The following is a 23,822-nucleotide window of genomic DNA, read 5'->3' as shown; positions in this document are numbered from 1 at the left end:
GACTTCACTCTGGCAGAGCGCTGGTCGCCTTCCATCCCCATAGGATCTTCAGCCACCCAGCGCTCCAACGTCTGACTTCCATCGTGAGCCCGACAATAGTCTTCCATGGCCTTGGACAGCCGGTCGAACGCTTGAACATCCCAGATCATGTTGGGACGGATGGTAATTAGAAACGACCCGTCTCCCGCTTCGAACTCATTCCTAAGGACTTGGAGGTCCATCTAGTCGCCAGCCTTGGGTTTCATGCCGTCCTTCTGCGGCGGCGACTTTGCCACCTTCTTTAACACGCGGTCTGTGCGACCGCTACAAACTCGCCTTCCACAAGGCGGGCCGCTCGCGTTATGCATGCAGTTCCTAGACTGGGGAGGGAGCTGTGGTTACTGAGAATGCAAGTTTGACGGTCGAGCAGACCAGGCTCAATAGGATGCTCACGCGGGGCGTCGTATTTTCCGTTGTTTGGCTCGCCGGTTTCGGGTCTTCTTATGCGCTTTACCAGGGGCTTCTGGCGCGACGGATGATAAAAATGAATCCCATGCTTCGGGGGAATGGCCGCGCCTGGTGGTGCATCATTGTGGGAGGGCTTGGGGCCGCAACCTTATGTGCGATGGTTGGCGCTGGCATCTTCAACGCCATGACACAACCCTAGGTCAGACTGTAACACCGCCTGCCGATCCTGTGTTGGGTCGATTTCTTTTGGATCTACGATAAATGTCGGCCTAGCCAATTCCCCCCGGCCCTATGGGAGTGGCCGGTACGGTCGGGGTGCTTGGTGTTGGGGTAGGCCGCACCGGCCACTGCGGGATCAGGCTTTTGGGATCGTCCCCCGCACTGCCCAAGCTATAGGCACATTAGCGGAAGCTCAACTAAGACTGAAGTCCCAGACACGCCCTGCCCAGCCGTAGGGCCGTCGCTACCCACGATACGCGTGCATTGATCGGCCTTGGGGTGTACCCTTCAGGACTGCGCTGCCAGCCGCATACTGGCTTTCTCCCGAGGAGGCATTCCCATGACCGCGTACAAAGTCGGTTATCTCATTGGCAGCCTCGCCAAGGGCTCAATCAACCGGAAGCTGGCCAAGGCGCTCGTAAACTTGGCACCAGCCGAACTCTCGATGGCCGAGATCCCGTTCAAGGACCTGCCGCTGTACAGCTACGACTACGACGCTGATTTCCCTCCGCCGGCAAAGGCATTCAAGGAAGCGCTCGCCGGGATCGAAGCCGTGTTGTTCGTCACGCCGGAATACAACCGCTCAATCCCAGGTGGGCTCAAGAACGCGATCGACTGGGCGAGCCGACCCTACGGCCATAACTCGTTCACCCGAAAACCATCGGCGGTCATCGGCACCTCGCCGGGTTCGATCGGCACCGCGCTGGCGCAGCAAAGCCTTCGCGGCGTTCTTGGCTTCTGCAACTCCCCGCAGATGAACTCGATCGAGGCTTACATCCAGTTCAAACCCGGCCTGATCACCGATGAAGGCGAGGTCACCGACGCCGGGACCGAGGAGTTCCTGCGCGACTACATGATGCAATTCCACGGCTTCATCACTCGGGTCTATACCGCCCTGGCCACATAGGTCACAGGACACGGCGGCCAGAAGCCCTAGGCTGCGAATCCATAGATTGGAGAATGCCCTCCTTTCCATGCCGATACCGGTCCGGTAGCTTATCTGGATGGACGTTCTGGATTGGTTGGCCCGCTGGTATGAAGCACAACCGCTAAGCTAGGGGGCGTCCAATGAGAGAGAACGCCGATCTTATGATCTAACCCGGATGCACCCAAAAGAAGTCAGGCATCGGTCCTTGAAAGCCTGAACTTGTGGAGCTTATCGTCACTTCCATGGGGACGGGTGACGCGACATCGAACAGCAACGAAGGCGAACAGCTGTGGGCCTTCGACCTTGACGCTCTGCGCGAGGCCTTTGGAAAGTCTGTTCAGGAACATAAGATCACAGCGGATGATTGGGCGGAACACGCCAATCAGTTCCTCAAAAAACAAAGAGATCGTCCGCGCGAACCGACTTGATACGCCGGATGGCGGTGCGGCTGGGGCTATCTTGGGGATGCCCAGCCGCCCATCTCCATCAAAAGCTGCTGCACGCCGCCCCGCATCAGGATGGCGCGCTCGGACGTCTGACAGACCACGCTATCGATCATTGAGAAGCAGTCCTCAATCATCCAGCCAGTATGCTCGAAAACAGCCAAATTGGGGCGCGATCCCACGCCGCCGTTGGCGTCGAATTCCATCTCGGACAGTGTCTGGGGTGAGACGTTCCCGGTGACATCTGGCACGATGGTGTACCCTTCCGCGACCAACTGCAGTCGCATTTCCTCGTAGTGCCTTTTGAAGCCGTTCTTGATTTTGTTCTGCGGATACCGCCGCCCGTGCATGCATTCCTGGCTCAGGATGTCGGAATACCGCAGGGCGCTGGCCATTCTTACTTTTACTTCGAAGATCGGCTTGTAAGGCTTGTCCTTCGACCAGCATCGTCCTGCCGACGCGACCAGCGTCGCGGCCAACAGGCCTGCCAGGAACTTCCCCACTCAGGTCCCTTCCGACCAAGCAGATGTGCATTAGCCCCGGCTAATATTACGGCAAATCCTCCTGGTTTCCAAATGATGCTCCCGCTGGACGCGTAGCGCCTATGCGGCCGTCGAAGCATCCTTGCCGCTGGGCACCGCAACCCCCGCCATATCATCCAGGATCGGGCAGTCCGGCCGGTCGTCGCCGTGGCAGGCGTGGATCAGCGTCTGCAGGGTCGAACGCATCGACTGCAATTCGCGTACCTTTTCCTCGATCGCCCTCACATGGGCGGCGGCGATCTCGCGCACGTCGTGGCTGGCGCGGCCTCGATCCTTGTAGAGCGCCATCAACTGGCGGCAATCGTCGATGGAAAAGCCGAGGCTGCGCGCGCGGCGCAGAAAGGCCAGCCGGTGGATGTCGTCGCCGGAATAGTCGCGGTAGCCGTTGGCGGCGCGCGCAGGGGCGATCAGGCCGATCTCTTCATAGTAGCGGATGGTTTTGGCCGGCAGGCCTGAATGGTGGGCGGCGTCACCGACATTCATGACGATTTTCCTTGATTTTTAAGGAGCTTACGGACGGGGCCATTGATTTTCCTTCACAATCCTGTGAGGCCTGTTGCCGAAATGCCATAGTAATGCGCCTACCAGCACGTAAGTCCCTGCATATAGGCATCGCGTGCTTGGCAAGCAAAGAAAATGCCAGCATGAATGATGGTGAGAAAGCGGTCGACTCGTGCCGCTGACGTTGGGGCGGGGCACCGGATCATCTTATGCGCATGAAGTCGTTTGCAATCGTCGCCGCACTGGCGCTTTCCACTGCTATCGCCGGTTGCAGCAGCATCGGCATGCAGATTTTCTCCAACGACTATGGTGCGGTGACCGATGCCGGTTACCAGCTGCCGCGCGTCCCGATCGAGAAGGTGCCGATGAGGTATCATCGGCAAGAGGTGAACTACGACAGCTCGGAAAGGCCGGGCACCATCATCGTCGATACGCAGAACAAGTTTCTCTATTTCATCGAGGGTGACGGCAGGGCAATCCGCTACGGCATCGGCGTCGGCCGCGAGGGCTTCGAATGGCACGGCACCGCCCATATTGCGCTGAAGCGCGAATGGCCGACCTGGACGCCGCCTTCGCAGATGATCCACCGCCAGCCGGAACTGGCCAAGTTCGCCGGTGGCATGGAGCCGGGCCTGAAGAACCCGCTCGGCGCCCGCGCCATGTACCTGTTCAACAAGGGCGGTGACTCGGGCTATCGCCTGCATGGCAGCCCGGAATGGAATTCGATCGGCAAGGCAATGTCGTCAGGCTGCATCCGCCTGATGAACCAGGACATTATCGACCTTTATGACCGCACTTCGGTGGGCGCCAAGGTCATTGTTCTTTAGACCATGATCCCGAAAACCCGTACCGGTTTTCGGCAAAATCATGGTCAGATACAGACGCCATTCATGCGCGGACCGTCTAGGCAACAACGGACGTCCCAAACAGAAAACCGGGCAATTCGGCCCGGTTTTTTGTTTTTTGCGCCCGTTTTTTGCGCTTTATCGAGTCTGTTTGCCGGCAAAGCGGCCAGCGGGCCGATCAGGAAACCTGCTCGACCTGCTGCACTTCCGGCACGAAGTGGCGCAGCAGATTCTGGATGCCGTGCTTCAGCGTCGCCGTCGATGACGGGCAGCCGGCGCAGGCCCCCTTCATGTGCAGGAACACCGTGCCGTTCTCGAAGCCGCGGAAGGTGATGTCGCCGCCATCCTGGGCGACCGCCGGGCGCACCCGCGTGTCGAGCAGTTCCTTGATGGTGATGACGAGTTCCTCGTCGGCCTTGTCGTAGAACTCACCGGTCAGGCTGGTCTCGGCGGCGGGACCGGCCTTGGCCATGACCGGCGCGCCGGACATGAAATGCTCCATGATGGCGCCGAGAATCGCCGGCTTCAGATGCTGCCAGTCGGGGCCGTCCTTGGTCACGGTGATGAAATCGTAGCCGAAGAAAACACCGGTAACGCCGGGAATCTCGAACAACCGGCCAGCCAGCGGCGAGGCGGTGGCGGCGCTGTCGGCATCGCGGAAATCGGCGGTGCCTTCCAGAAGCACTTCCTTGCCGGGCAGGAATTTCAGCGTCGCCGGATTTGGCGTCGATTCTGTCTGGATGAACATGGCCGTCTCCGTGCCCATTTCGGGCAACCAGTTTGGAAGAGTTCTAAATAGGCTCTATTGGCTGGACATTCAAGCGAAACGCATCGCCGGAACGGCTGGCTGGCGGAATGTTTTTGCGACCTGCGATGCGCTTTGAGGTGCGATTCAGGTCTAGCCGTTTGCAGGCCGGCCTCACCTGAATACCAGCACATCTCAGGCGAGGCTGTCGATCTCCTCGTCCGACAGGTTCTGCGGCACCACGGTCACCGGGATCGGGAAGGCGGCACCCTTGCCGGCCACGGCGCCGACCAACGGTCCGGGACCTTCCTTGCCGGCGCCGGCGGCCAGCACCAGGATGGCGATGTCCTGGTCTTCCTCGATCAGCTTGTGGATCTCTTCGGTCGGCTTGCCTTCGCGCACCACCATCTCCGGCTCGATGCCGAGCTTCTGGCGCACCTTGTTGGCATAACCGTCGAGCGCGGCGCGCGCCGTGGCGTTCGCCTCCTCGCGCATGATCTTCTCGACACCCAGCCAGTGCTGGAAATCGTCCGGCTCGATCACATAGAGCAGCACCAGCATGCCGCTGGTACTCTGCGCCCGCTTCGAGGCGTAGGCGACGGCGCGCTCGCATTCCGGCGTGTCGTCGATGATCGCCAGGAACTTGCGGCGATGGCCGGCTTCGCGGCTGAGGCGTTTGGAGACCATGTCTACGTACTCGGTGTTATTGCGGCCGCAATCTGCCACTGCCGCAGACCGGCGGCAAGCCGCCGGCCTTATGCCAGTGTGGTGCAGTGCACCCGATGTTGGGATCAGCTCTGCAGCAGCCCGATGATGTCGCGCACGGTTTTCATCGTTGCCTCTGCGAGCACACCGGCGCGCTCGCCGCCATCCCTCAGCACCGCGTCGACATAGGCGCGGTCATCAGAAATGCGGCGCATCTCGCTGGCGATCGGCGCCAGCTTCTCCACCGCAAGGTCGGCCAGCGCCGGCTTGAACACCGAAAACTGCTGGCCGGCGAACTCTTTCAGCACGTCTGCCTTCGACATATCGGCAAGACCAGCATAGATGCCGACCAGGTTTTCCGCCTCGGGCCGGCTGGCCAGACCGTCCAGCTCGCTCGGCAACGCTTCAGGGTCGGTCTTGGCCTTGCGGATCTTCTTCGAGATCGCATCGGCATCGTCGGTCAGGTTGATGCGCGACAGGTCCGACGGATCCGACTTCGACATCTTCTTCGAGCCGTCGCGCAGTGACATGATGCGCGCCGCCGGCCCGCCGATCACCGGCTCGGTCAGTGGGAAATAGCCGTTCACGGTCTCCTCGCCGACCTGCATCTCGACGCCGACGCCAAGGGCTGCGATGCGGTCGGAAAAGTCGTTGTTGAATTTTTGCGCGATGTCGCGGGTCAGCTCCAGGTGCTGCTTCTGGTCCTCGCCCACCGGGACGTGCGTGGCGCGATAGAGCAGAATGTCGGCAGCCATCAGACTCGGATAGGCAAGCAGGCCGAGCGAAGCGTTCTCGCGGTCCTTGCCGGCCTTGTCCTTGAACTGCGTCATGCGGTTCATCCAGCCGATGCGCGCCACGCAATTGAAGATCCAGGCGAGTTCTGCATGCTGCATGACCCGCGACTGGTTGAAGACGATGTGCTTCTTCGGGTCGATGCCCGAGGCCAGGAACGCCGCGGTGATCGACCGCGTCTGGTCGGCGAGGTCGTCATAGACGAGCTGTGCCGTCAGCGAATGCAGGTCGACGACGCAATAGATGCAGTCGGAGGTTTCCTGCAGGGCGACGAATTTCTTGATGGCGCCGAGATAGTTGCCGAGATGTAGATTGCCGGTCGGCTGGACGCCGGAAAAGACGAGTGGCTTGAAGGCGGTCATGGTTGATCCCTTGGCTTGTGGAGGGCCGTTTCGCGCGCGGCGAAAGTCTTGCGACGGCGCGCTTATGGACGAACACGACGATCCGATCAAGACCGGTTTTGCTGTCGAGTTAACCGGTCTACGCGTCCGGGTCGGTCTTCGCCACCGGTGGCGCCGCTTTCCCCGATCCACGCTTGACGTTGCGCCGGATCATGCCGAAATCGGCGCCGCCGGTGGCAAAGGCGGTGATGAAGTAGAGCAGCGCCCCGCCGGCGACGAGCGCCAGAAGCGTCGTCGCCTTGACGACCAGCGGCGCACCCCGGCCGAGCCTGACGGCGAACCAGTGTTCGGCAAAATAAAGTGCCGCCCCCATCACGATCGCCGACAGCACCAGCCGCGGAATGCGCTTCATCAGCGGCACATCGCGGCCCCAATGGCCACGCCGGATCAAGACGCCGAGCAGCATCAGCGCGTTGACCCAGCCGGCGACCGCCGAGGCGACGGCGATGCCGGGCGCGCCCATTTCCGGAAACAGCGTCAGCGCCGTGGTGACGTTCACCGCCACCGAGATGGCGGCGAACATCATCGGCGTGCGCGTATCCTCGCGGGCGAAATAGCCGGGGGTGAACGCCTTGATCAGCACGAAGGCCGGCAGGCCGAGGCCGAAGATCGCCAGGATCGCCGCCACCGTCGGCGTCGAGTTGTTGGCGGCAAAGGCGCCGCGCTCATAGACCAGCCGCACGATCGGCTCCGACATCACCCACAGTGCCGCGGCTGCTGGCAAGGTGAGGAACAGCGTGAACTCGACCGAGCGGTTCTGCAGATTGGCCGCCTCGATCAGGTTGCCCGACTTCAGCGCCCGCGACAGTTCGGGCAACAGCACGATCGCGACCGCGACGCCGACCACGCCGAGCGGCAACTGGTAGATGCGGTCGGCATAGGCGAGCGAGGACACCGCGCTGTTCTGCGCCGAGGCGATCGCCGTGCCGATCAGTTGGTTGATCTGGGTGATGCCGCCGGTGATCGCCGCCGGCAGCGCCAGGATCAGCAGCCGCTTGACCGCGGGCGTCATTTTCGGACGGCGGAAGCCGATCGAGATGCCAGCATGGCGCACCGCCACCCAGACGATCGCCAGTTGCACCAGTCCGGCGGCCAGCACGCCCCAGGACAGGGAAAAGCCGACAGTGAGGGCATCCGAGCCCTTGTACCAGGCATAGGCGAGCACGCCGATCAGGATGATGTTGAGAAACACCGGCGCCACCGCCGCCGCGAAATAGCGGCGCAGTGAATTCAGCATGCCCGCCATCATGGCGCCCAGCGACATGCAGATCAGGTAGGGGAACATGATCGTCGCCAGCGTCACCGTGGTGTCGAATTTCCCCGGCGTGCCGGCAAAACCCGGCGCCACCAGGTAGCGCACGATCAGCGGCATCGACAATTCCATGACGATGGTCAGCGCCAGCAGCGCCGTGAACAAGACGCCGAACACTTCCTCCGAGAAGCGCTTGGCGCCTTCGGTGCCGTGTGTCTCGATCTCCTTGGCGAACAGCGGCACGAACGCGGCGTTGAAGGCGCCCTCGGCGAACAGCCGGCGAAAGGTGTTGGGAAACTGGAAGGCGGCGTTGAAGGCGTCGGCGACCGGTCCGGTGCCCAACGCTGCCGCCATCAGCATCTCGCGCCCGAAGCCGAGCGCGCGGCTCATCAGCGTGCCGGAAGCGACCGTTGCGAATTTCTTGACGAGGCTCATGGTTTTGGGAACTGCCTGCGGAATTGGGACAAAGTGATGGTCGCTGTCACTCGGCGGCGGCCTTGGTCTTGCCGCCACGCTCGGGCGCGACGCCTTCAAGCGCCGCCATCAGCCGGTTGCGGATGGTGGCGATGCGGGCAGGGTTGTCGATCTTCTGGCCGGTGAGGTCGGTGACGTAGAAGGTGTCGATGACCTTTTCGCCGAAGGTGGTGATGTGGGCCGATGCGATGTCGAGCGACAGGTCGGATAGCGTTCCGGTGATCTCCGACAGCAGGCCCGGCCGATCCAGCCCCTCGACCTCGATGACCGAAAAACGGTTCGACAGTGCGTTGCGGATTTCGGCGCGCGGCGGGATCTTGAACACCTTGGCGCCGCGCCGCGGCTTGGTCCGCTTCTCGATCATCTCCGGCAGCCAGCTCTTGCCCGACAGCACGTCCTCGATCAGCCGGCCGACGCGCTCGGCACGCCGGCGCTCGTCCTCGTCGCGGTCGAATTCCCTCGAGATCAGGATGGTGTCGAGGGCGCGGCCGTCCGACGTGGTGAAGATCTGCGCGTCGACGATGTTGCCGCCGGCTCCGGCGCAGGCCCCGGCGATGACCGAGAGCAGGCGGGGATGGTCCTGCGCCAGCACGGTGATTTCGGTCACTGCCTCGAACTGGTGGGTCTTGACCATTGTGGCGAGCTTGTTGCCCGAAGCGTCCGCTTCGCGGATGAACTCGGCATCGCGCAGCTGATCGGCGAGATCGACGGTCAAAAGGTAATTCTCGTAGTGCAGGGCGACATAGCGCTTGCGGGCCTTGTCCGACCAGTTGGCGAGCGCCTCGGCCAGACGCTCGCGCGCCGCCGCCGTCCGCTGCGCGCGCGACACTTCCGAAAAGCCGCCCGTCAAAAGCAATTCGGTCTCGTAATAGAGCGTGCGCAGCAGCTGGCCCTTCCAGCCGTTCCACACGCCAGGTCCGACGCCCCTGATGTCGCAGACGGTGAGGATCAAAAGCAGCTTGAGCCGCTCAACCGATTGCACGATCGCGGCGAAATCCTCGATGGTCTTGCGGTCGTTGAGGTCTCGGGTCTGCGCCGTCATCGACATTACGAGGTGGTTCTCGACCAGCCAGGCCACCGTTTCGGTATCGGCTGGTGACAGCCCCATATGCGGGCAGATGCGCCGGGCGATCCTGGCCCCAGCCTCGGAATGATCCTCCGGCCTGCCTTTGGCGATGTCGTGCAGCAGCACGGCGACATAGAGCGCCTCACGGCTCTTCTTCAGGCCCGGCATGAGCGTGTGGGAGAGGGGATGGACCTTCTCGCCGTCGCCGCGCTCGATCTCGGCCAGCACGCCGATGCAGCGGATCAGGTGCTCGTCCACCGTATAGTGGTGGTACATCGAGAACTGCATCATGGCGACGATCTTGCCGAAATCCGGGATCAGTTTGCCGAGCAGCCCGGCCTCGTTCATGCGCCGCAGATTGAGTTCGGCATTGCGGTCGGAGGTCAGGATGTCGAGGAACAGCCGGTTGGCCTCCTCGTCGCGCCGCAGCGACTTGTTGACTAGGCCGAGCGAGCGGGTCAGCAGTTTCAGCGCATCGGGATGGAACTCCAGACCGTGCTTGTCGGCGAACCAGAACAACCGCAAGAGATTGACCGGATCGCGCTCGAACACCTGGTCGTCGGCGATGTTGATGCGGTGGTTGTCGACAATGAAGTCCGAGGTGCCGGCGAGCTTGCGCTTGCGCCGCGAGAAGGTGAGGAAGATGCGGTTGAAGCCCGGCACGTGCTTGGCCTGCTCTTCCTCGAGCGCTGCGCAGAAGATGCGGGTCAGGTCGCCGACATCCTTGGCGACGAGGAAGTAGTGCTTCATGAAGCGCTCGACCGCCGACAGGCCGGGATGGCTGGTGTAGCCGAGCCGCTCGGCTATCTCGCGCTGGATGTCGAAATGCAGCCGCTCCTCGGCCTTGCCGGTGAGGAAGTGCATGTGGCAGCGCACCGCCCACAGGAAATCCTCGGCCTTCTGGAACTCGCGATATTCGCCCTCGGTGAAGACGCCCTTGTCGACCAGCTCCTCGCCTGTGCGCACGCGGTAGAAATACTTGCCGATCCAGAACAGCGTCTGCAGGTCGCGCAGACCGCCCTTGCCGTCCTTGACGTTGGGCTCGACGAGATAGCGGCTTTCGCCGGCCTTGGCATGGCGATCGTCGCGTTCGGCAAGCTTGGCCTGGACATATTCGGGGCCGGTCGTGCGCACCACCTCATGGTCGAAGCGCAGCATCAGCTCGTCATAGAGCTTGAGCTCGCCCCACAGGAAACGCGCCTCGAGGATCGAGGTCCGGATGGTGACGTCGGTGCGCGACAGACGCAGGCATTCGTCGATGTTGCGGGTGGCGTGGCCAACCTTCAAGCCCAGATCCCACAGCATGTAGAGCATGTATTCGACGGTCTGCTCTCCCCATGGCGTCTGCTTGTAGGGCAACAGGAACAGGAGGTCGATGTCGGAGCCAGGCGCCAGCGTGCCGCGGCCATAGCCGCCGACCGCGACGACGGCCATGCGCTCCGCCGAGGATGGATTCTTGACCCGGTAGACATGCGTGACGGCGAAATCGTAAAGCGCCCGGATGATCTCGTCCATGAGATGCGACAGACGCGCCGCACAGGCACGGCCGCCGCCGTCGTCCCTGAGCATGCGTTCGGCAATGGCGCGTCCGTCCGCCAACCGCCCCTTGAGAAGTTGAAGCACGCCGCTGCGCGCGGCCTGTCCGGAGCCGTCCCCAGAGGTGGCCGCTGTCAGCGCCGTCATCTCGCGGCGCAAGGCTTCGCCGTCGATCAGTTCGTCGAGCTTCAGGGAGATTTTCGCCATATGTACCGGTTGGCCTCGCCTTTTCGGCGGCGTCTATAGCGCCTTTTCGCGGTTGTGGGTATGGGCAGGACGGACACGTTTGCCGTGGCGATAGAACGCTATGAGCCTGTGTCTCTGCTTCAGGAGGCAGAGGTCGACGATCCTTCCCAGCAACTTCCTGGCCTCAGCCGCGATTCTCATCGGCAGCGTCTTGGTAGTGCGCGATCCGGATTGGATGCCGGCAAGCCACTGGTCCCGTCGTTCCTCGAGAAGCAGGCTCGGCAGTGCGGCGGTCCGCAAGAAGCGCTCCTGCGCGCACAGGGCCGGAATCAGCTGATAGATCGCCTTGCCGGGTGACGGAGCGAATCTTGGATTGAAGATGACCTGATCGACGGGACTGCTGAGCTCTGCGGTGCCGTCGATGAGATCGCGCGCCGCTTGCCTCGAAAGTATGTAGCCGGCCGCGCCGACGTGAGCTCCGTGCAGTCTGGACGTGGAAAAGCCGTGGCCGGCCGGAGAGCGCCGCCATGCGAGCCTGGTCTTCTTGAAGAATGTCTCCAGCTTGACGATCTCGGCATCGGCCGGGATCCAACTGGCCTCGGCAAGCATCGCGCCGGCATTTTCCGAAAACACGACATCGTCTTCAAAAACGACGCCATAGGCATCATCGCCATCGGCGATCCTTGCCCAGCAGGCCTTGTGGCTGAGGAAACAGGCGATCTCGGTGTTGGTCAGATGCAACTGCGTCAGCGGATTGAGCCGCATCGGTGTTTGCGGGAGGTCGGATCGGTCCTGGGCGTCGACCGCCGCGACGCGTTCGAAGTCAATGCCGATGCGGGCAAACTCCGACGTCATATGCGCAAGCCGGTCCTGGGACCGGTCGAGGTTTATAACCAGGCACTTCATCGGAAATGGAATCGATGCATTTGGATGCGTTTGGATTGTCAATCGGCGGGTCCATAACACAAGAAGCCGCCGCGCATCCGACTTTCTTTAATGGTGGCCCGGCGCCGGCGACGGCATAAGGAAAAAGAAATTTTGCCCTTGACCTTCCAGTTACTGGAAGCACTACCTCCGCACAAAGACGAGGCATGAGGCATTTTGAATGACGCATCCAGACCATCATCATCACACCCATGACGGCTGCTGCGCGGCGAAAGCCGCGGCCGGGGAGGCGGCCGTGGTGCGGGATCCTGTCTGTGGCATGACCGCCGACCCTGCGACAGCCAAGCACGTCGTCCATCATGAAGGTCAGGACTTCTACTTCTGCTCCGCCGGCTGCAAGGCGAAGTTCGAAGCGGAACCGCAAAAATATCTCGGCGACCAAAAATATCTCGGCGACAAGGCTGCACCGCAGCCGATGCCCAAGGGCACGCAATACACCTGCCCGATGCATCCTGAGATCATTCGCGACAAGCCCGGCTCCTGTCCGATATGCGGCATGGCGCTGGAGCCGATGGGCGTGCCCGCTGGCGACGAGGGGCCAAATCCCGAGCTGGTCGATTTCACCAGGCGATTCTGGGTCAGTGCCGCGCTGTCGGTGCCGTTGCTGATCGTCGCCATGGCGCCGATGCTCGGCCTGACGTTCCAGGCCTTTGTCGACGAACGCACGATGGTCTGGCTGGAACTGGCATTGGCCAGCCCCGTCGTGTTGTGGGCGGCGCTGCCCTTCTTCCATCGCGGCTGGGATTCGCTCGTCAACCGCAGCCCCAACATGTGGACGCTGATCTCGCTCGGCGTCGGCGCGGCCTATCTCTACAGCGTCGCAGCCACGCTGTTTCCGGACATCTTTCCGCATCAGTTCCGCGGCCATGGCGGTGCGGTGCCGGTCTATTTCGAGGCCGCCGCCGTCATCGTCGCACTGGTCTTCCTCGGCCAGGTGCTGGAACTGCGCGCCCGTGAAAAGACCGGGTCGGCAATCCGCGCCCTGCTTGATCTCGCGCCGAAGACCGCGCGGCTGATCGGTGCCGACGGTTCCGAAAGCGACGTGCCGCTCGACGCGGTCAAGGCGGGTGATCGCCTGCGCATCCGCCCCGGTGACGCCGTGCCGGTCGACGGCAGCGTTCTGGAAGGACGTTCCTCCGTCGACGAATCGATGATCACAGGCGAAGCATTGCCGGTCGAGAAGGCCGAAGGCGATACCCTCACCGCCGGCACGCTCAACAAGAACGGCTCGCTGATCCTGCGCGCGGAGCGGATCGGCGCCGAGACCACGTTGGCGCGGATCGTCGAACTCGTCGCCAAGGCGCAGCGCTCGCGCGCCCCGATCCAGGGGCTGGCCGATCGCGGTTCCTTCTACTTTGTCCCGGCTGTGGTGCTGGTCGCGATCGCAGCTTTCATCGCCTGGGCTGTTCTCGGCCCCGAGCCCAGCCTGATCTTCGCCATCGTCTCGGCGGTGTCGGTGCTGATCATCGCTTGCCCCTGTGCACTCGGCCTCGCCACGCCGATGTCGATCATGACCGCCACCGGGCGCGGCGCCCATGCCGGCGTGCTGATCAAGGAAGCCGCCGCACTGGAACGCTTCGCCTCCGTCGACACGCTGATCGTCGACAAGACGGGTACGCTGACCGAAGGCCGGCCGAAACTGACCGATGTCGTTGCGGCAAACGGCTTTTCGGAAGACGAATTGCTGGCACTTGCCGCCGGCTTGGAAAAAGGCTCGGAGCATCCGCTGGCCGAAGCCATCGTCGAAGGCGCGGGCACGCGCGGCCTGGAGATCGCCGATGCCAGCGGCTTCGAGGCAGTCACCGGCAAGGGTGTTTCCGGTACCGTGTCGGGAAAGAAGGTCGCGCTCGGCAATGCGGCGATGATGACCGATCTCGGCATCGACACCGCGTCCGTCTCCGCCAGGTCCGAAACGCTGCAGACTGAAGGCAGGACCGTGATGTTCGTTGCCGTCGGCGACAAGCTGGCCGGCATCGTCGCTGTCGCCGATCCGGTCAAGGCGACCACCGCCGAGGCGATCAGGGCCCTGCACGACAGCGGCCTTAGGATCGTCATGGCGACCGGCGACAATGAGCGCACGGCAAAAGCGATCGCCAGGAGCCTCGGCATCGATGAGGTTCGCGCCGGCCTGCTGCCTGAACAGAAGGCAGCCCTGGTCGAAGAGCTGCGTGCCAGGAGCAAAGGCGTCGCCATGGCCGGCGACGGCGTCAACGACGCCCCCGCCCTTGCCGCCGCCGATGTCGGCATTGCCATGGGCACCGGCGCCGATGTCGCCGTCGAAAGCGCCGGCATTACTTTGGTCAAGGGCGACCTCAACGGCATCGTGCGGGCGCGTACGCTCGCCCAGGCGACGATCCGCAACATCCGCCAGAACCTGTTCTTCGCCTTCCTCTACAACGTGCTCGGCGTACCCGTCGCCGCCGGTGTGCTCTATCCGCTCACCGGCACGCTTTTGTCGCCGATGCTGGCGGCGGCGGCGATGAGCCTGTCCTCGGTGTCGGTGATATCCAACGCATTGCGGCTGAGAGCGTTGAAACTCTGAGCAAAGCCCCCAAATACGAAACCCACTCAACAGGAGACCATGAATGACCTTGGCTAAAAAACTCGTCCTTTTGCTGATGGCTGCCGGAATGCTGCTTGCCGTCTTCCTCGAAAGCGTTCCGGCGCAGAGCGAAGAGATGAAACACGACATGGGCGCCATGTCGACGGATGCGACCGGCCCATCGAGCGAAGGCTACAAGGCGGCGATGGACAAGATGCATGCCGACATGATGGCGTTGCAATACACCGGCAATGCCGATGCCGATTTCGTCCGTGGCATGATCCCGCACCATCAGGGCGCCATCGACATGGCCAAGGTCGAGCTTGCCAACGGCAAGGACCCGGAGATCCGCAAGCTGGCCGAGGGGGTCATCGCCGCGCAGGAAGCCGAGATCAAGCAGATGCAGGGCTGGCTCGCAGCCCATCCGGTGGAGTAAGCCTTTCGCGAAACCAGGATTCGGCGAGAACTCTCTCTGGATTTCCCGCCGAGCCTGTGATGCGATCCGGCCCTCAACTGGAGCCTGCCATGCCATCGACGATCAGAACAACCACGCTGCCTTCCGGCGAAACCGTTCAGGTGCTTGGTCAGGGCACGTGGAAAATGGGCGAGGATATCCGTCGCCGCGCCGATGAGGTCAACGCCCTCAAGCTCGGCCTCGACCTTGGCATCACGCTCATCGACACCGCCGAAATGTATGCCAGCGGCGGTGCCGAGGAGGTAGTCGCCGAGGCCATCGCCGGGCGCCGCGACGAAACGTTCCTGGTTTCGAAAGTGCTGCCGTCAAACGCTTCGCGCGCCGGCGTGCAGCGCGCCTGCGAAAACAGCCTGAAGCGCCTGCGCACCGACCGCATCGATCTCTATCTGCTACATTGGCCGGGCAGCGTGCCGCTGGCCGAAACCGTCGCGGTCTTCGAGGCGCTGAAAGCGGCGGGCAAGATCCGCCACTGGGGCGTCAGCAACTTCGACACCGACGAGATGGAAGAACTGGTCGGCTTGCCCGACGGCGGCAACGTCCAGACCAACCAGGTGCTCTTCAATCTGGTTCGGCGTGGCCTCGAATTCGATCTGGCGCCCTGGAGCCGCCAGCGCGGCATCCCCTTGATGGCCTACTCACCGGTCGAGCAGGGCGCGCTGGCACGCAATACCAGGCTTGGCGCCGTCGCGGCCCGCCACGATGCGACCCCGGCGCAAATTGCCCTGGCCTGGGTCATGCACCAGGAGGGTGTCATCGCCATTCCCAAGGCCAGCAGCCAGCAGCATGTCCGCCAGAATTTTGCAGCGCTCGACATCGAACTGACGCCGCAGGACATCGCCGAACTCGACCGCGCCTTTCCGCCTCCGACCCGCAAGCGCGGTCTGGAGATGATTTGACTACTTTCCCGCCAGCCCCTTCAGCCGATACAGCGCCTCAAGCGCCTCGCGGGGCGTCATCTCGTCGGGATTGATGTCGCCGAGTGCGGCGCCCAGAGCATCGTTCTTGACCGGCTTCGGCGCTTCGCGCTTCACCGCCACCGAAAACAGTGGCAGGTCGTCGACCAGACGGTTGGTCTTGCCCGAAACCTCGCCCTCTTCCAGCTGGTGCAGCACTTCCTTGGCCCGGTCGACCACTGCTTCTGGTAGCCCGGCCAGCCGTGCCACCTGCACGCCATAGGAGCGGTCGGCGGCACCCTTGCCGACTTCGTGCAGGAAGACGACGTCGTTTTCCCATTCCTTGACCCGCATGGTGACGTTGTGCAGCCGCGCCAGCTTGCCGGCGAGCGACGTCATTTCGTGGAAATGGGTGGCGAAGATCGCCCGGCAGCGGTTCTTCTCGTGCAGGTATTCCACCGCCGCCCAGGCGATTGACAGGCCGTCGAAAGTGGCCGTGCCGCGGCCGATCTCGTCGAGGATCACCAGCGCACGCTCGCCGGCCTGGTTGAGGATCGCCGCCGTCTCGACCATCTCGACCATGAAGGTCGAGCGGCCGCGCGCCAGATCGTCCGAGGCGCCGACACGCGAGAACAGCCGGTCGACGACGCCGATATGGGCCGATGCCGCCGGCACGAACGAGCCGGTTTGCGCCAGGATGGCGATCAGCGCGTTCTGCCGCAGGAACGTCGACTTGCCGCCCATGTTGGGGCCGGTCAAAAGCCAGATCGCGCCATTCTTGGCGCTGCCCTCCGGCGACAGGTCGCAATCATTGGCGACGAACGGCCCTTCGCCGGAGCGCCGCAGCGCCTGTTCGACCACCGGATGCCGGCCGCCCGAAATTTCGAAGGCAAGGCTCGAATCCACCACCGGCCGGCACCAGGCTTCGCTCTCGGACAACAGCGCGAGCGCCGCCGACACGTCGAGCACGGCCAGCGCATCGGCGCCGGCGCGGATCTTTTCGGCCTCGCCGACCGCTTCCGCCGTCAGCGCCTCGAAGGCTGCAAGCTCGATGCCGAGCGCCCGGTCGGCGGCATTGGCGATCTTGGTCTCCAGTTCGGCGAGTTCGGTCGTCGTAAAGCGCATGGCGTTGGCCATGGTCTGGCGATGGATGAAGCGCGCCTTGGCGCCGTCGCTGCCGGTCATCACCGCATGATGGTTGGCCGTCACCTCGATGTAATAGCCAAGCACATTGTTGTGCCGGATCTTCAGCGAGCGGATGCCGGTCTCGTCGATCAGCGAGCGCTCCAGCCCGGCGATGACTTTCCGCGATTCGTCGCGCAACGCCCGCATCTCGTCGAGCTCGGCATGGTAGCCGCCGCGAACGAAGCCGCCGTCACGCTTGAGCAGCGGCAGTTCATCGCCAAGCGCCTGCGTCAGGTGCTGGGAAAGCGCCCTGGGCAGCGCATGGATGGCGCCCAGCGCCGTCGTGAGTTCCTGAGGCAGGGCGGTCTCACCGAAGATCCCGGCGATCGCACCGGCCGCTTCGAAACCGGCGCGCAGTGCGCCGAGGTCGCGCGGGCCGCCACGGTTCAGCGCCAGCCGGGACAGAGCGCGCGGCATGTCGGCGACGCTCTTCAGGCTTGCCCGCACCGCCTGGCAGAGCCGCGTTTCGGAGCGGAAGAAGGACACCGAGTCCAGCCTGGCGCCGATCGCCGCCGGATCGGTCAACGGCGCCATCAGCCGGTCGGCCAGCAGCCTTGCGCCGCCGCCGGTCACCGTGCGATCGATCGCCTTGAACAGCGAACCTTCGCGGCTGCCCGACAGCGTGCGCAACAATTCCAGATTGCCGCGCGTCGCCGGATCGATGAACAGGGTCGAGCCCTGCTCCTCGCGCTCCGGCCGCGACAGCGGCGGGCGCTCGGCCTTCTGCGTCTTCTCGACATAGGCGATGGCGCCCGAGATCGCCGACAGTTCGGCGCGCGAGAACGCCCCAAAGCTGTCCGGCGTCGCCACGTCGAAGAAGCGGGCGATGCGCCCCGTGGCCGAGGCCGAATCGAACAGCGAGGGCGGCTGCGGGTTGGCGACGCGGCCGAGCACGTCGAACACCGGTTTCAGTTCGGCATCGTAGAACACCGGCTCGGCAACGATCAGCTCGCGCGGATCGACGCGGAAGATGTCGGCGAGCAGCCGGTCAGCGGTGGTCTCGGCGACGCGGAAAGCCCCGGTCGAAATGTCGATCCAGGCCAAGGCAAAGGAGTGGTCCGCCCCACCTTTCACCCGTCCCAACGCCATCAGGAAGCTCGATTCCGACGGCGCCAGCAATTTGTCCTCGGTGATGGTGCCCGGCGTCACCAGCCGCACCACGTCGCGGCGGACTACCGATTTGCCGCCGCGTTTCTTGGCTTCGGCCGGATCCTCGATCTGTTCGCAGACGGCAACGCGAAAACCCTGGCCGATCAGCTTCTGCAGATAGTCGTCGGCGGCATGCACCGGCACCCCGCACATCGGAATGTCGTGGCCCTGATGCTTGCCGCGCTTGGTCAAGACGATGCCCAGCGCCCGGCTCGCCTTCTCCGCATCGTCGAAGAACAGCTCGTAGAAATCGCCCATCCGGTAGAACAGCAGCGAATCCGGGTTCGCCGCCTTGATCTCGATGAACTGCTCCATCATCGGCGTGACGGCGGCAGCGGCTGCCGGCAGGGGCGCCATCGCCTCGGGGGTATCCGGCTCGTTCGGGCTATGCATGTTCATGCACGGCACGCTAGCAGATGTGGTCGCGCGGTTTAATGCCGGCGCCTCAAAAAACAGGGGACGACTGACACGGCCAGATGCCCGCAATCGCCAGCACCGGCGCGATTCCCGAACACTGGCGGTTTACACGCGGCGGTGCGTGGTCTTAATTCGGAACCTCACAAAGCACCCGCCCTAACGAGGTGCTGCACCGGCGAGGAAATCAAAAGCATCATGGCCAAAAAAACCGAGAACAACGGTCCGTCCGTCAGTGCGCAGGAAGCGCTCGAATTCCACGCCATGGGCCGCCCCGGCAAGCTGGAGGTTGTCGCCACCAAGCCGATGGCGACGCAGCGCGATCTGAGCCTCGCCTATTCGCCGGGCGTCGCGGTTCCTGTTTTGGCCATCGCCGAGGACCCCAGCCGCGCCTTCGACTACACGACGCGCGGCAACATGGTCGCCGTCATCTCCAACGGCACCGCCATCCTTGGCCTCGGCAATCTCGGCGCGTTGGCCTCCAAGCCGGTCATGGAAGGCAAGGCCGTGCTGTTCAAGCGCTTCGCCGATGTCGATTCCATCGACCTCGAGGTCGACACCGAGGACGCCGACGAGTTCATCAATTGCGTGCGCTTCCTCGGCCCCTCCTTCGGCGGCATCAACCTTGAAGACATCAAGGCGCCGGAGTGTTTCATCATCGAGCAGCGGCTGCGCGAGCTGATGGACATCCCGGTCTTCCATGACGACCAGCACGGCACCGCCATCATCTCGGCCGCCGGCCTGATCAACGCGCTGGAGATCACCGGCCGCGACATGAAGACGACGAAGATGGTCTGCAACGGCGCCGGCGCCGCCGGCATCGCCTGCATCGAGCTGATGAAGGCGATGGGCTTCGCGCCTGACAACATCATCCTGTGCGACACCAAGGGCGTCGTCTTCCAGGGCCGTACCGAAGGCATGAACCAATGGAAGTCGGGACATGCGGTCAAGACCGAGGCGCGCAGCCTCGCCGAGGCGCTCGACGGTGCCGACGTCTTCCTCGGCCTCTCCGCCAAGGGCGCGCTGACCACTGCCATGGTGCAGTCGATGGCCAAGAACCCGATCATCTTCGCCATGGCCAATCCCGACCCGGAAATCACGCCGGAGGAAGTCGCCGAGATCCGCACCGATGCCATCATGGCGACCGGGCGTTCGGACTATCCGAACCAGGTCAACAACGTGCTCGGCTTCCCCTACATCTTCCGTGGCGCGCTGGATGTGCGGGCCACCACCATCAACGACGACATGAAGATCGCCGCCGCCCAGGCGCTGGCGGCGCTGGCGCGCCAGGACGTGCCCGACGACGTCGCTGCCGCCTATCAGGGCAACCGGCCGAAATTCGGCCCCAACTACATCATCCCGGTGCCGTTCGACCCGCGCCTGATCTCGGCCATCCCGATCGCGGTCGCCAAGGCGGCGATGGATTCCGGCGTCGCCCGCAAGCCGATCCTCGATCTCGACCGCTACGCGCAGGAACTGTCCGCCCGCCGCGACCCGATCGCCTCGACCTTGCAGCGCATTTACGACCGCGTGCGCCGCCAGCCCAAGCGCATCGTCTTCGCCGAGGGCGAGGAGGAGCAGGTGATGCGCGCCGCCGTCTCCTACGTGAACCAGCGGCTCGGCACCGCCATCCTGCTCGGCCGCGACGACGTCATCAAGGAAAACGCCAAGCACGCCGGCATCGACCTCAACAAGCAGGGCATCGAGATCATCAATGCCCGGCTGTCGCGCCGCAACGGCATCTACACCGACTATCTCTACGAGCGCATGCAGCGCAAAGGCTTCCTGTTTCGCGACTGCCAGCGCCTGATCAACAACGACCGCAATCACTTCGCCGCCTGCATGGTGGCGCTGGGCGATGCCGACGGCATCGTCACGGGTGTAACCCGCAACTATTCGACGGCACTCGACGATATCCGCCGCGTCATCGACGCCAAGCCCGGCCACCGCGTCATCGGCGTCTCGATCGTGTTGGCGCGGGGCAGGACCGTGCTGGTCGCCGACACCGCCGTGCACGACATGCCGAACGCCGAGCAGATCGCCGACATCGCCGAGGAGGCGGCAGGCTTTGCCCGCCGCATGGGCTACGAGCCGAGGCTCGCCATGCTCGCCTATTCGACCTTCGGCCATCCGCAGGGCGAACGCTCCGAGCGCGTCCAGGAAGCGGTGCGCATCCTCGACAAGCGGCGTGTCGATTTCGAATATGACGGCGAAATGGCCGCCGACGTCGCGCTCAATTCCCGCGCCATGGCGCAGTATCCGTTCATCCGCCTCACCGGCCCGGCCAACGTGCTGATCATGCCGGCCTTCCACTCGGCATCGATCTCGACCAAGATGCTGCAGGAACTCGGCGGCTCCACCGTCATCGGCCCGCTGCTGGTCGGGCTGAACAAGCCGGTTCAGATCGTCTCGCTGAATGCCAAGGATTCAGACATCGTCAACATGGCGGCGATCGCGGCGTATACGGCGGGGGCTTGAGCAGCGGACGAAAGCCCCGCGAACGCCTTTCGAGTGAGGCAAGGCCGCGGCCCGGGTAGCCCGGGCCACTCCGCCTGAATGGCTGCAATAGCTGGAATCCCGCGATTCAAGCCGAATTTGCGGGAAATCGTCGCCATCCATAAGATATTGATAATATCCGGTTGTTATACCAGAGCGCTGTCGTCGATGTGCCAGAGCGGCATCTTGGACAGACCGGGGTGGTGACAATCATGGATTTGCAGCCGTGAAGCACGATACGATTCCCGCATCCGTGGTCGGCCAGGGAGCCTATCACGACGAGCGCCTGGACGCGCTGCTCAGCATCACCGGCCGTATGGACGGCTATCTCTACCGCTGCCGCAACGATGCGTCCTACACCATGCTCTACATCAGCGACGGCGTTCTCACCGTCAGCGGCTATCCGCCTACGGATTTCGTGCACAACGCCGTGCGCGACTACGTCTCGGCCATCCACCCGGACGACCTCGCCTCGGTCTATGCCGCCGTCGACGCCGCGCTCGAAGCGCGCTGCAACTGGAACGTCGACTACCGCATCGTGCCGAGGGTGGGCGAGCCGCTCTGGGTCCGCGAGATCGGCGGCGGTGTCTGGGATGACGCCGGCGAACTCGAATTCCTTGAAGGTTTCGTCGTCGACATCAGCGACCGCAAGGTTGTCGAGGACCTCAATTCCCAGCTGCTGCTGGATCTCAAGACCGCCAACGAGGAGCTATCCGCGCAAAAGCGCGAGATCGAACTGGCCAAGCAGCAGAGCGACCATTCGGCCAACCACGATCTGTTGACGGACCTGCCGAACCGGCGTGCGTTCCACAACGAACTCAAGTCGGTGGTCGCGCGCTGCGGCGCCACCGGTGAGGCCGCCGGTCTTCTGTTCATCGACCTCGACCGCTTCAAGGAAGTCAATGACACACTCGGCCATGAGGCCGGCGATGCGCTGCTGCAGCGCGTATCGAGCCAGCTTCGCTCGATCCTGCGCAGTGCCGATTTCGTCGCTCGGCTCGGCGGCGACGAGTTCGCCTTCCTGTTTTCGGGCGCCGCCGATCTGGCGCAGCAGAAGGCCGTGCGCGTTGCCGAACGCATCCTGGAAAGGTTGCAGATCAAGGTTCCCACGCCGAATGGCGCCATTCAGGTCGGCTGCACCGTCGGGGTGGCCATGTATCCGGCGGAAGCCGCCGATTCCGAAGCACTGGTCGCGCTCGCCGACCGGCTGATGTACATCGGAAAAAAGAGTGGCCGCAACCGGTTGGTCACCGCCACGGAAATGGCGCCGCAACAGCCGTCGTCCGCGCATTGTCCCTCAATCCGCAAGATTGCCTAGACACGTCTATCAAGGGCGTGCACCGAAGCGGTCAACCCGGAGCGAACACGCGTGCGGCGTCGACGACCTCCTCGATCAGATCCTGCCGCAGCAGGTCGATCGGAATGCGGCCGTCGAGCTGTGCCGAGGGGCGTATCAGCCACAGCCAGGCCAGCCTGGGATTGCTGATCAGGGACAGCACGTCATGGATGCCCGCGACGGGCCTGCCGTCGACGAACTGCGCCAGCGGGAAGACATGTTTGCGGCCGCCCTTGCGCAGGGCGATGACCTCACCCCGCCTTTGCCAGCGATGCAGGGTCGAGCGGGCGATGCGCATGTTCTCTTCCAGATAAGTCGATCCGGCGACGCGCCCGGCCCAGTCCTCGATCAGCATCGATTCGAGGTCGTCGGCTCGCGGCGCTGAGGAAACGGATCCATCGATATCCACGGGGGATGCCGGCGGCAGCCCCGTCGCGCCGCCAGTGCCCGCCTCGCTGCGGCGCGCGGCTTCCGTAGCCAGCGCGCGTACGAATTTCGATGCAAGGCTGGGAAGGTCGGCATGGATGGCGTCGATGGCACGCTGATGCTTCGGCGACAGCAAGGTGACAGCGGAAGCTATGCTGCCGGCGATCTTGCCGACCGAGACCATGGTGGGTCTGTTGATGGCCTCGTCATAGTGGGCAAGCGCACGTTCGACGTCCTCCGCGACCATCTCCGCGAAGTCGTCCTGCTTGATGCCGCTTGCCTGGATTTGAAATCTGTTCATGCATCTGTCTCTTGGGCCGGGCGCTCTTCCCACAGCTGCGGCCGATTGTTGAACGGCTAGAGTGGAGAGCGGAGTTCACGGCGGCAACAGATGCAGCGGCCCGACAGCATGCTGTCTTGCATTTTATGACACCCCAACTGACTGCAGGCGTACCGAAATGTCAGCCCAGGTAGCCTCGATTGCGTGTAGGAGGGATGTATGACAACCGCGCGACGGTGAGAGGCGGTCCGCGTCGCGGACGAAAAGCCAAATGCTTGGCTTTTCGAGCCTCGAACGCCCTGAGCCTGCGAAGGGCCGGAGTTCGACCCGGCTACTTGCGGTACAAGCTTTCAGCCCTACAGCAACCCGGCCTGCTCAGCCTCGCGGCGCAGGTTCTGGCGCGGGCGTGGGCCGATCTGCTGGATCACCAATCCGGCCGCCAGCGAGCCAAGATCGCCGCAGGCCTTGAGGTCGCGGCCTTGTGTGTAGCCGTGCAGGAAACCGGCGGCATAGAGGTCGCCGGCGCCTGTCGTGTCGACCAGTTCCTCGATCGCGGTCGCCTGGATGAGCACGGTCTCGTCGCCGCGCACGATGACCGA

20 protein-coding genes are annotated in these 23,822 nt (G+C 63.6%); 8 read left to right on the top strand and 12 right to left on the bottom strand.

Annotated features, from left to right (window positions below):
• The coding region (locus AC07FD_RS31325; protein ID WP_478352992.1) for a hypothetical protein at window positions 1-221 on the bottom strand (221 nt) is incomplete at its 3' end.
• A gap of 785 nt (window positions 222-1,006) precedes the next feature.
• Here AC07FD_RS31325 and AC07FD_RS31320 point away from each other — a divergent pair.
• Together AC07FD_RS31320 and AC07FD_RS31315 are read left to right on the top strand one after the other, a co-directional pair.
• Complete coding sequence (locus AC07FD_RS31320) at window positions 1,007-1,573, top strand: NADPH-dependent FMN reductase (RefSeq protein ID WP_477225231.1); 567 nt, start codon at window positions 1,007-1,009, stop codon at window positions 1,571-1,573.
• 242 nt (window positions 1,574-1,815) lie between these two features.
• Window positions 1,816-2,022 (top strand): hypothetical protein, encoded by a 207-nt coding sequence (locus tag AC07FD_RS31315; RefSeq protein ID WP_478352991.1) that lies wholly within the window; start codon window positions 1,816-1,818, stop codon window positions 2,020-2,022.
• 26 nt (window positions 2,023-2,048) lie between these two features.
• Here the strand turns inward: AC07FD_RS31315 and AC07FD_RS31310 are convergent, their stop codons facing one another.
• Both AC07FD_RS31310 and cueR read right to left on the bottom strand, forming a co-directional pair.
• Window positions 2,049-2,540 carry a hypothetical protein gene (locus tag AC07FD_RS31310; RefSeq protein WP_478352990.1) on the bottom strand — a complete coding sequence of 164 codons (492 nt, stop codon included), beginning with the start codon at window positions 2,538-2,540 and terminating at the stop codon, window positions 2,049-2,051.
• Window positions 2,541-2,639: 99 nt separating this feature from the next.
• Window positions 2,640-3,062 (bottom strand): Cu(I)-responsive transcriptional regulator, encoded by a 423-nt coding sequence (cueR, locus tag AC07FD_RS31305; RefSeq protein WP_478352989.1) that lies wholly within the window; start codon window positions 3,060-3,062, stop codon window positions 2,640-2,642.
• Between the two features lie 227 nt (window positions 3,063-3,289).
• On the opposite strand from cueR, the gene AC07FD_RS31300 reads away from it, so the two are divergent.
• Window positions 3,290-3,907 carry a L,D-transpeptidase gene (locus AC07FD_RS31300; protein ID WP_478352988.1) on the top strand — a complete coding sequence of 206 codons (618 nt, stop codon included), beginning with the start codon at window positions 3,290-3,292 and terminating at the stop codon, window positions 3,905-3,907.
• Window positions 3,908-4,103: 196 nt separating this feature from the next.
• Here AC07FD_RS31300 and AC07FD_RS31295 read toward each other — a convergent pair whose 3' ends face one another.
• The 6 genes from AC07FD_RS31295 to AC07FD_RS31270 form a co-directional block, all read right to left on the bottom strand.
• Entirely contained in the window at window positions 4,104-4,673 is a 570-nt protein-coding gene (locus tag AC07FD_RS31295; RefSeq protein ID WP_477218388.1) for a NifU family protein, read from the bottom strand.
• A gap of 192 nt (window positions 4,674-4,865) precedes the next feature.
• Window positions 4,866-5,357: a universal stress protein gene (locus AC07FD_RS31290; protein ID WP_477272408.1), complete on the bottom strand. Its 492-nt coding sequence runs from the start codon at window positions 5,355-5,357 to the stop codon at window positions 4,866-4,868.
• A 104-nt stretch (window positions 5,358-5,461) separates the two neighbouring features.
• On the bottom strand, window positions 5,462-6,529 hold the full coding sequence (gene trpS / locus AC07FD_RS31285; RefSeq protein WP_477225234.1) for a tryptophan--tRNA ligase: 1,068 nt from the start codon (window positions 6,527-6,529) through the stop codon (window positions 5,462-5,464).
• 118 nt (window positions 6,530-6,647) lie between these two features.
• Window positions 6,648-8,255 (bottom strand): murein biosynthesis integral membrane protein MurJ, encoded by a 1,608-nt coding sequence (gene murJ / locus AC07FD_RS31280; protein WP_478352987.1) that lies wholly within the window; start codon window positions 8,253-8,255, stop codon window positions 6,648-6,650.
• A gap of 46 nt (window positions 8,256-8,301) precedes the next feature.
• A complete protein-coding gene (locus AC07FD_RS31275) occupies window positions 8,302-11,103 on the bottom strand; it encodes a [protein-PII] uridylyltransferase (protein WP_478352986.1) in 2,802 nt (933 codons plus the stop codon).
• Window positions 11,104-11,136: 33 nt separating this feature from the next.
• Window positions 11,137-11,988, bottom strand: coding sequence for a glycosyltransferase family 25 protein (locus AC07FD_RS31270; protein ID WP_478352985.1), 852 nt, complete (start codon window positions 11,986-11,988; stop codon window positions 11,137-11,139).
• 199 nt (window positions 11,989-12,187) lie between these two features.
• Here AC07FD_RS31270 and AC07FD_RS31265 point away from each other — a divergent pair, with 199 nt between their 5' ends.
• From AC07FD_RS31265 to AC07FD_RS31255, 3 genes are all read left to right on the top strand, one after another.
• Window positions 12,188-14,569, top strand: coding sequence for a heavy metal translocating P-type ATPase (locus tag AC07FD_RS31265; protein WP_478352984.1), 2,382 nt, complete (start codon window positions 12,188-12,190; stop codon window positions 14,567-14,569).
• Between the two features lie 43 nt (window positions 14,570-14,612).
• A complete protein-coding gene (gene copM, locus AC07FD_RS31260) occupies window positions 14,613-15,005 on the top strand; it encodes a CopM family metallochaperone (protein ID WP_095082731.1) in 393 nt (130 codons plus the stop codon).
• An 89-nt stretch (window positions 15,006-15,094) separates the two neighbouring features.
• The gene (locus AC07FD_RS31255; RefSeq protein WP_478352983.1) at window positions 15,095-15,940 is read left to right on the top strand and encodes an aldo/keto reductase; all 846 of its coding nucleotides are present in this window, start codon (window positions 15,095-15,097) and stop codon (window positions 15,938-15,940) included.
• On the opposite strand, the gene mutS is transcribed toward AC07FD_RS31255, so the two are convergent.
• The gene (gene mutS, locus AC07FD_RS31250) at window positions 15,941-18,670 is read right to left on the bottom strand and encodes a DNA mismatch repair protein MutS (protein WP_478352982.1); all 2,730 of its coding nucleotides are present in this window, start codon (window positions 18,668-18,670) and stop codon (window positions 15,941-15,943) included.
• A gap of 213 nt (window positions 18,671-18,883) precedes the next feature.
• Between mutS and AC07FD_RS31245 the strand changes: the two genes are divergently transcribed.
• The gene (locus tag AC07FD_RS31245; protein ID WP_478352981.1) at window positions 18,884-21,163 is read left to right on the top strand and encodes an NADP-dependent malic enzyme; all 2,280 of its coding nucleotides are present in this window, start codon (window positions 18,884-18,886) and stop codon (window positions 21,161-21,163) included.
• A 244-nt stretch (window positions 21,164-21,407) separates the two neighbouring features.
• Window positions 21,408-22,499 carry a sensor domain-containing diguanylate cyclase gene (locus tag AC07FD_RS31240; RefSeq protein WP_478352980.1) on the top strand — a complete coding sequence of 364 codons (1,092 nt, stop codon included), beginning with the start codon at window positions 21,408-21,410 and terminating at the stop codon, window positions 22,497-22,499.
• A gap of 31 nt (window positions 22,500-22,530) precedes the next feature.
• Here the strand turns inward: AC07FD_RS31240 and AC07FD_RS31235 are convergent, their stop codons facing one another.
• Together AC07FD_RS31235 and AC07FD_RS31230 are read right to left on the bottom strand one after the other, a co-directional pair.
• The gene (locus AC07FD_RS31235; protein WP_478352979.1) at window positions 22,531-23,244 is read right to left on the bottom strand and encodes an antitoxin Xre/MbcA/ParS-like domain-containing protein; all 714 of its coding nucleotides are present in this window, start codon (window positions 23,242-23,244) and stop codon (window positions 22,531-22,533) included.
• Window positions 23,245-23,579: 335 nt separating this feature from the next.
• On the bottom strand, window positions 23,580-23,822 hold a 243-nt coding region (locus tag AC07FD_RS31230), incomplete at its 5' end, for a PfkB family carbohydrate kinase (RefSeq protein ID WP_478352978.1).

It is taken from the genome of Mesorhizobium waitakense (assembly GCF_056431085.1).
The sequence above is the reverse complement of the archived record's forward strand: the minus strand, read 5'-3'. Positions and strand labels throughout refer to the sequence as shown.

Coding starts and splice junctions, on each gene's coding strand:
- AC07FD_RS31320 (WP_477225231.1), top strand. CDS start 1,007: ATGACCGCGTACAAAGTCGGTTATCTCATTGGCAGCCTCGCCAAGGGC.
- cueR (WP_478352989.1), bottom strand. CDS start 3,062: ATGAATGTCGGTGACGCCGCCCACCATTCAGGCCTGCCGGCCAAAACC.
- AC07FD_RS31300 (WP_478352988.1), top strand. CDS start 3,290: ATGCGCATGAAGTCGTTTGCAATCGTCGCCGCACTGGCGCTTTCCACT.
- AC07FD_RS31295 (WP_477218388.1), bottom strand. CDS start 4,673: ATGTTCATCCAGACAGAATCGACGCCAAATCCGGCGACGCTGAAATTC.
- AC07FD_RS31290 (WP_477272408.1), bottom strand. CDS start 5,357: ATGGTCTCCAAACGCCTCAGCCGCGAAGCCGGCCATCGCCGCAAGTTC.
- trpS (WP_477225234.1), bottom strand. CDS start 6,529: ATGACCGCCTTCAAGCCACTCGTCTTTTCCGGCGTCCAGCCGACCGGC.
- murJ (WP_478352987.1), bottom strand. CDS start 8,255: ATGAGCCTCGTCAAGAAATTCGCAACGGTCGCTTCCGGCACGCTGATG.
- AC07FD_RS31275 (WP_478352986.1), bottom strand. CDS start 11,103: ATGGCGAAAATCTCCCTGAAGCTCGACGAACTGATCGACGGCGAAGCC.
- AC07FD_RS31270 (WP_478352985.1), bottom strand. CDS start 11,988: ATGAAGTGCCTGGTTATAAACCTCGACCGGTCCCAGGACCGGCTTGCG.
- AC07FD_RS31265 (WP_478352984.1), top strand. CDS start 12,188: ATGACGCATCCAGACCATCATCATCACACCCATGACGGCTGCTGCGCG.
- copM (WP_095082731.1), top strand. CDS start 14,613: ATGACCTTGGCTAAAAAACTCGTCCTTTTGCTGATGGCTGCCGGAATG.
- AC07FD_RS31255 (WP_478352983.1), top strand. CDS start 15,095: ATGCCATCGACGATCAGAACAACCACGCTGCCTTCCGGCGAAACCGTT.
- mutS (WP_478352982.1), bottom strand. CDS start 18,670: ATGAACATGCATAGCCCGAACGAGCCGGATACCCCCGAGGCGATGGCG.
- AC07FD_RS31245 (WP_478352981.1), top strand. CDS start 18,884: ATGGCCAAAAAAACCGAGAACAACGGTCCGTCCGTCAGTGCGCAGGAA.
- AC07FD_RS31235 (WP_478352979.1), bottom strand. CDS start 23,244: ATGAACAGATTTCAAATCCAGGCAAGCGGCATCAAGCAGGACGACTTC.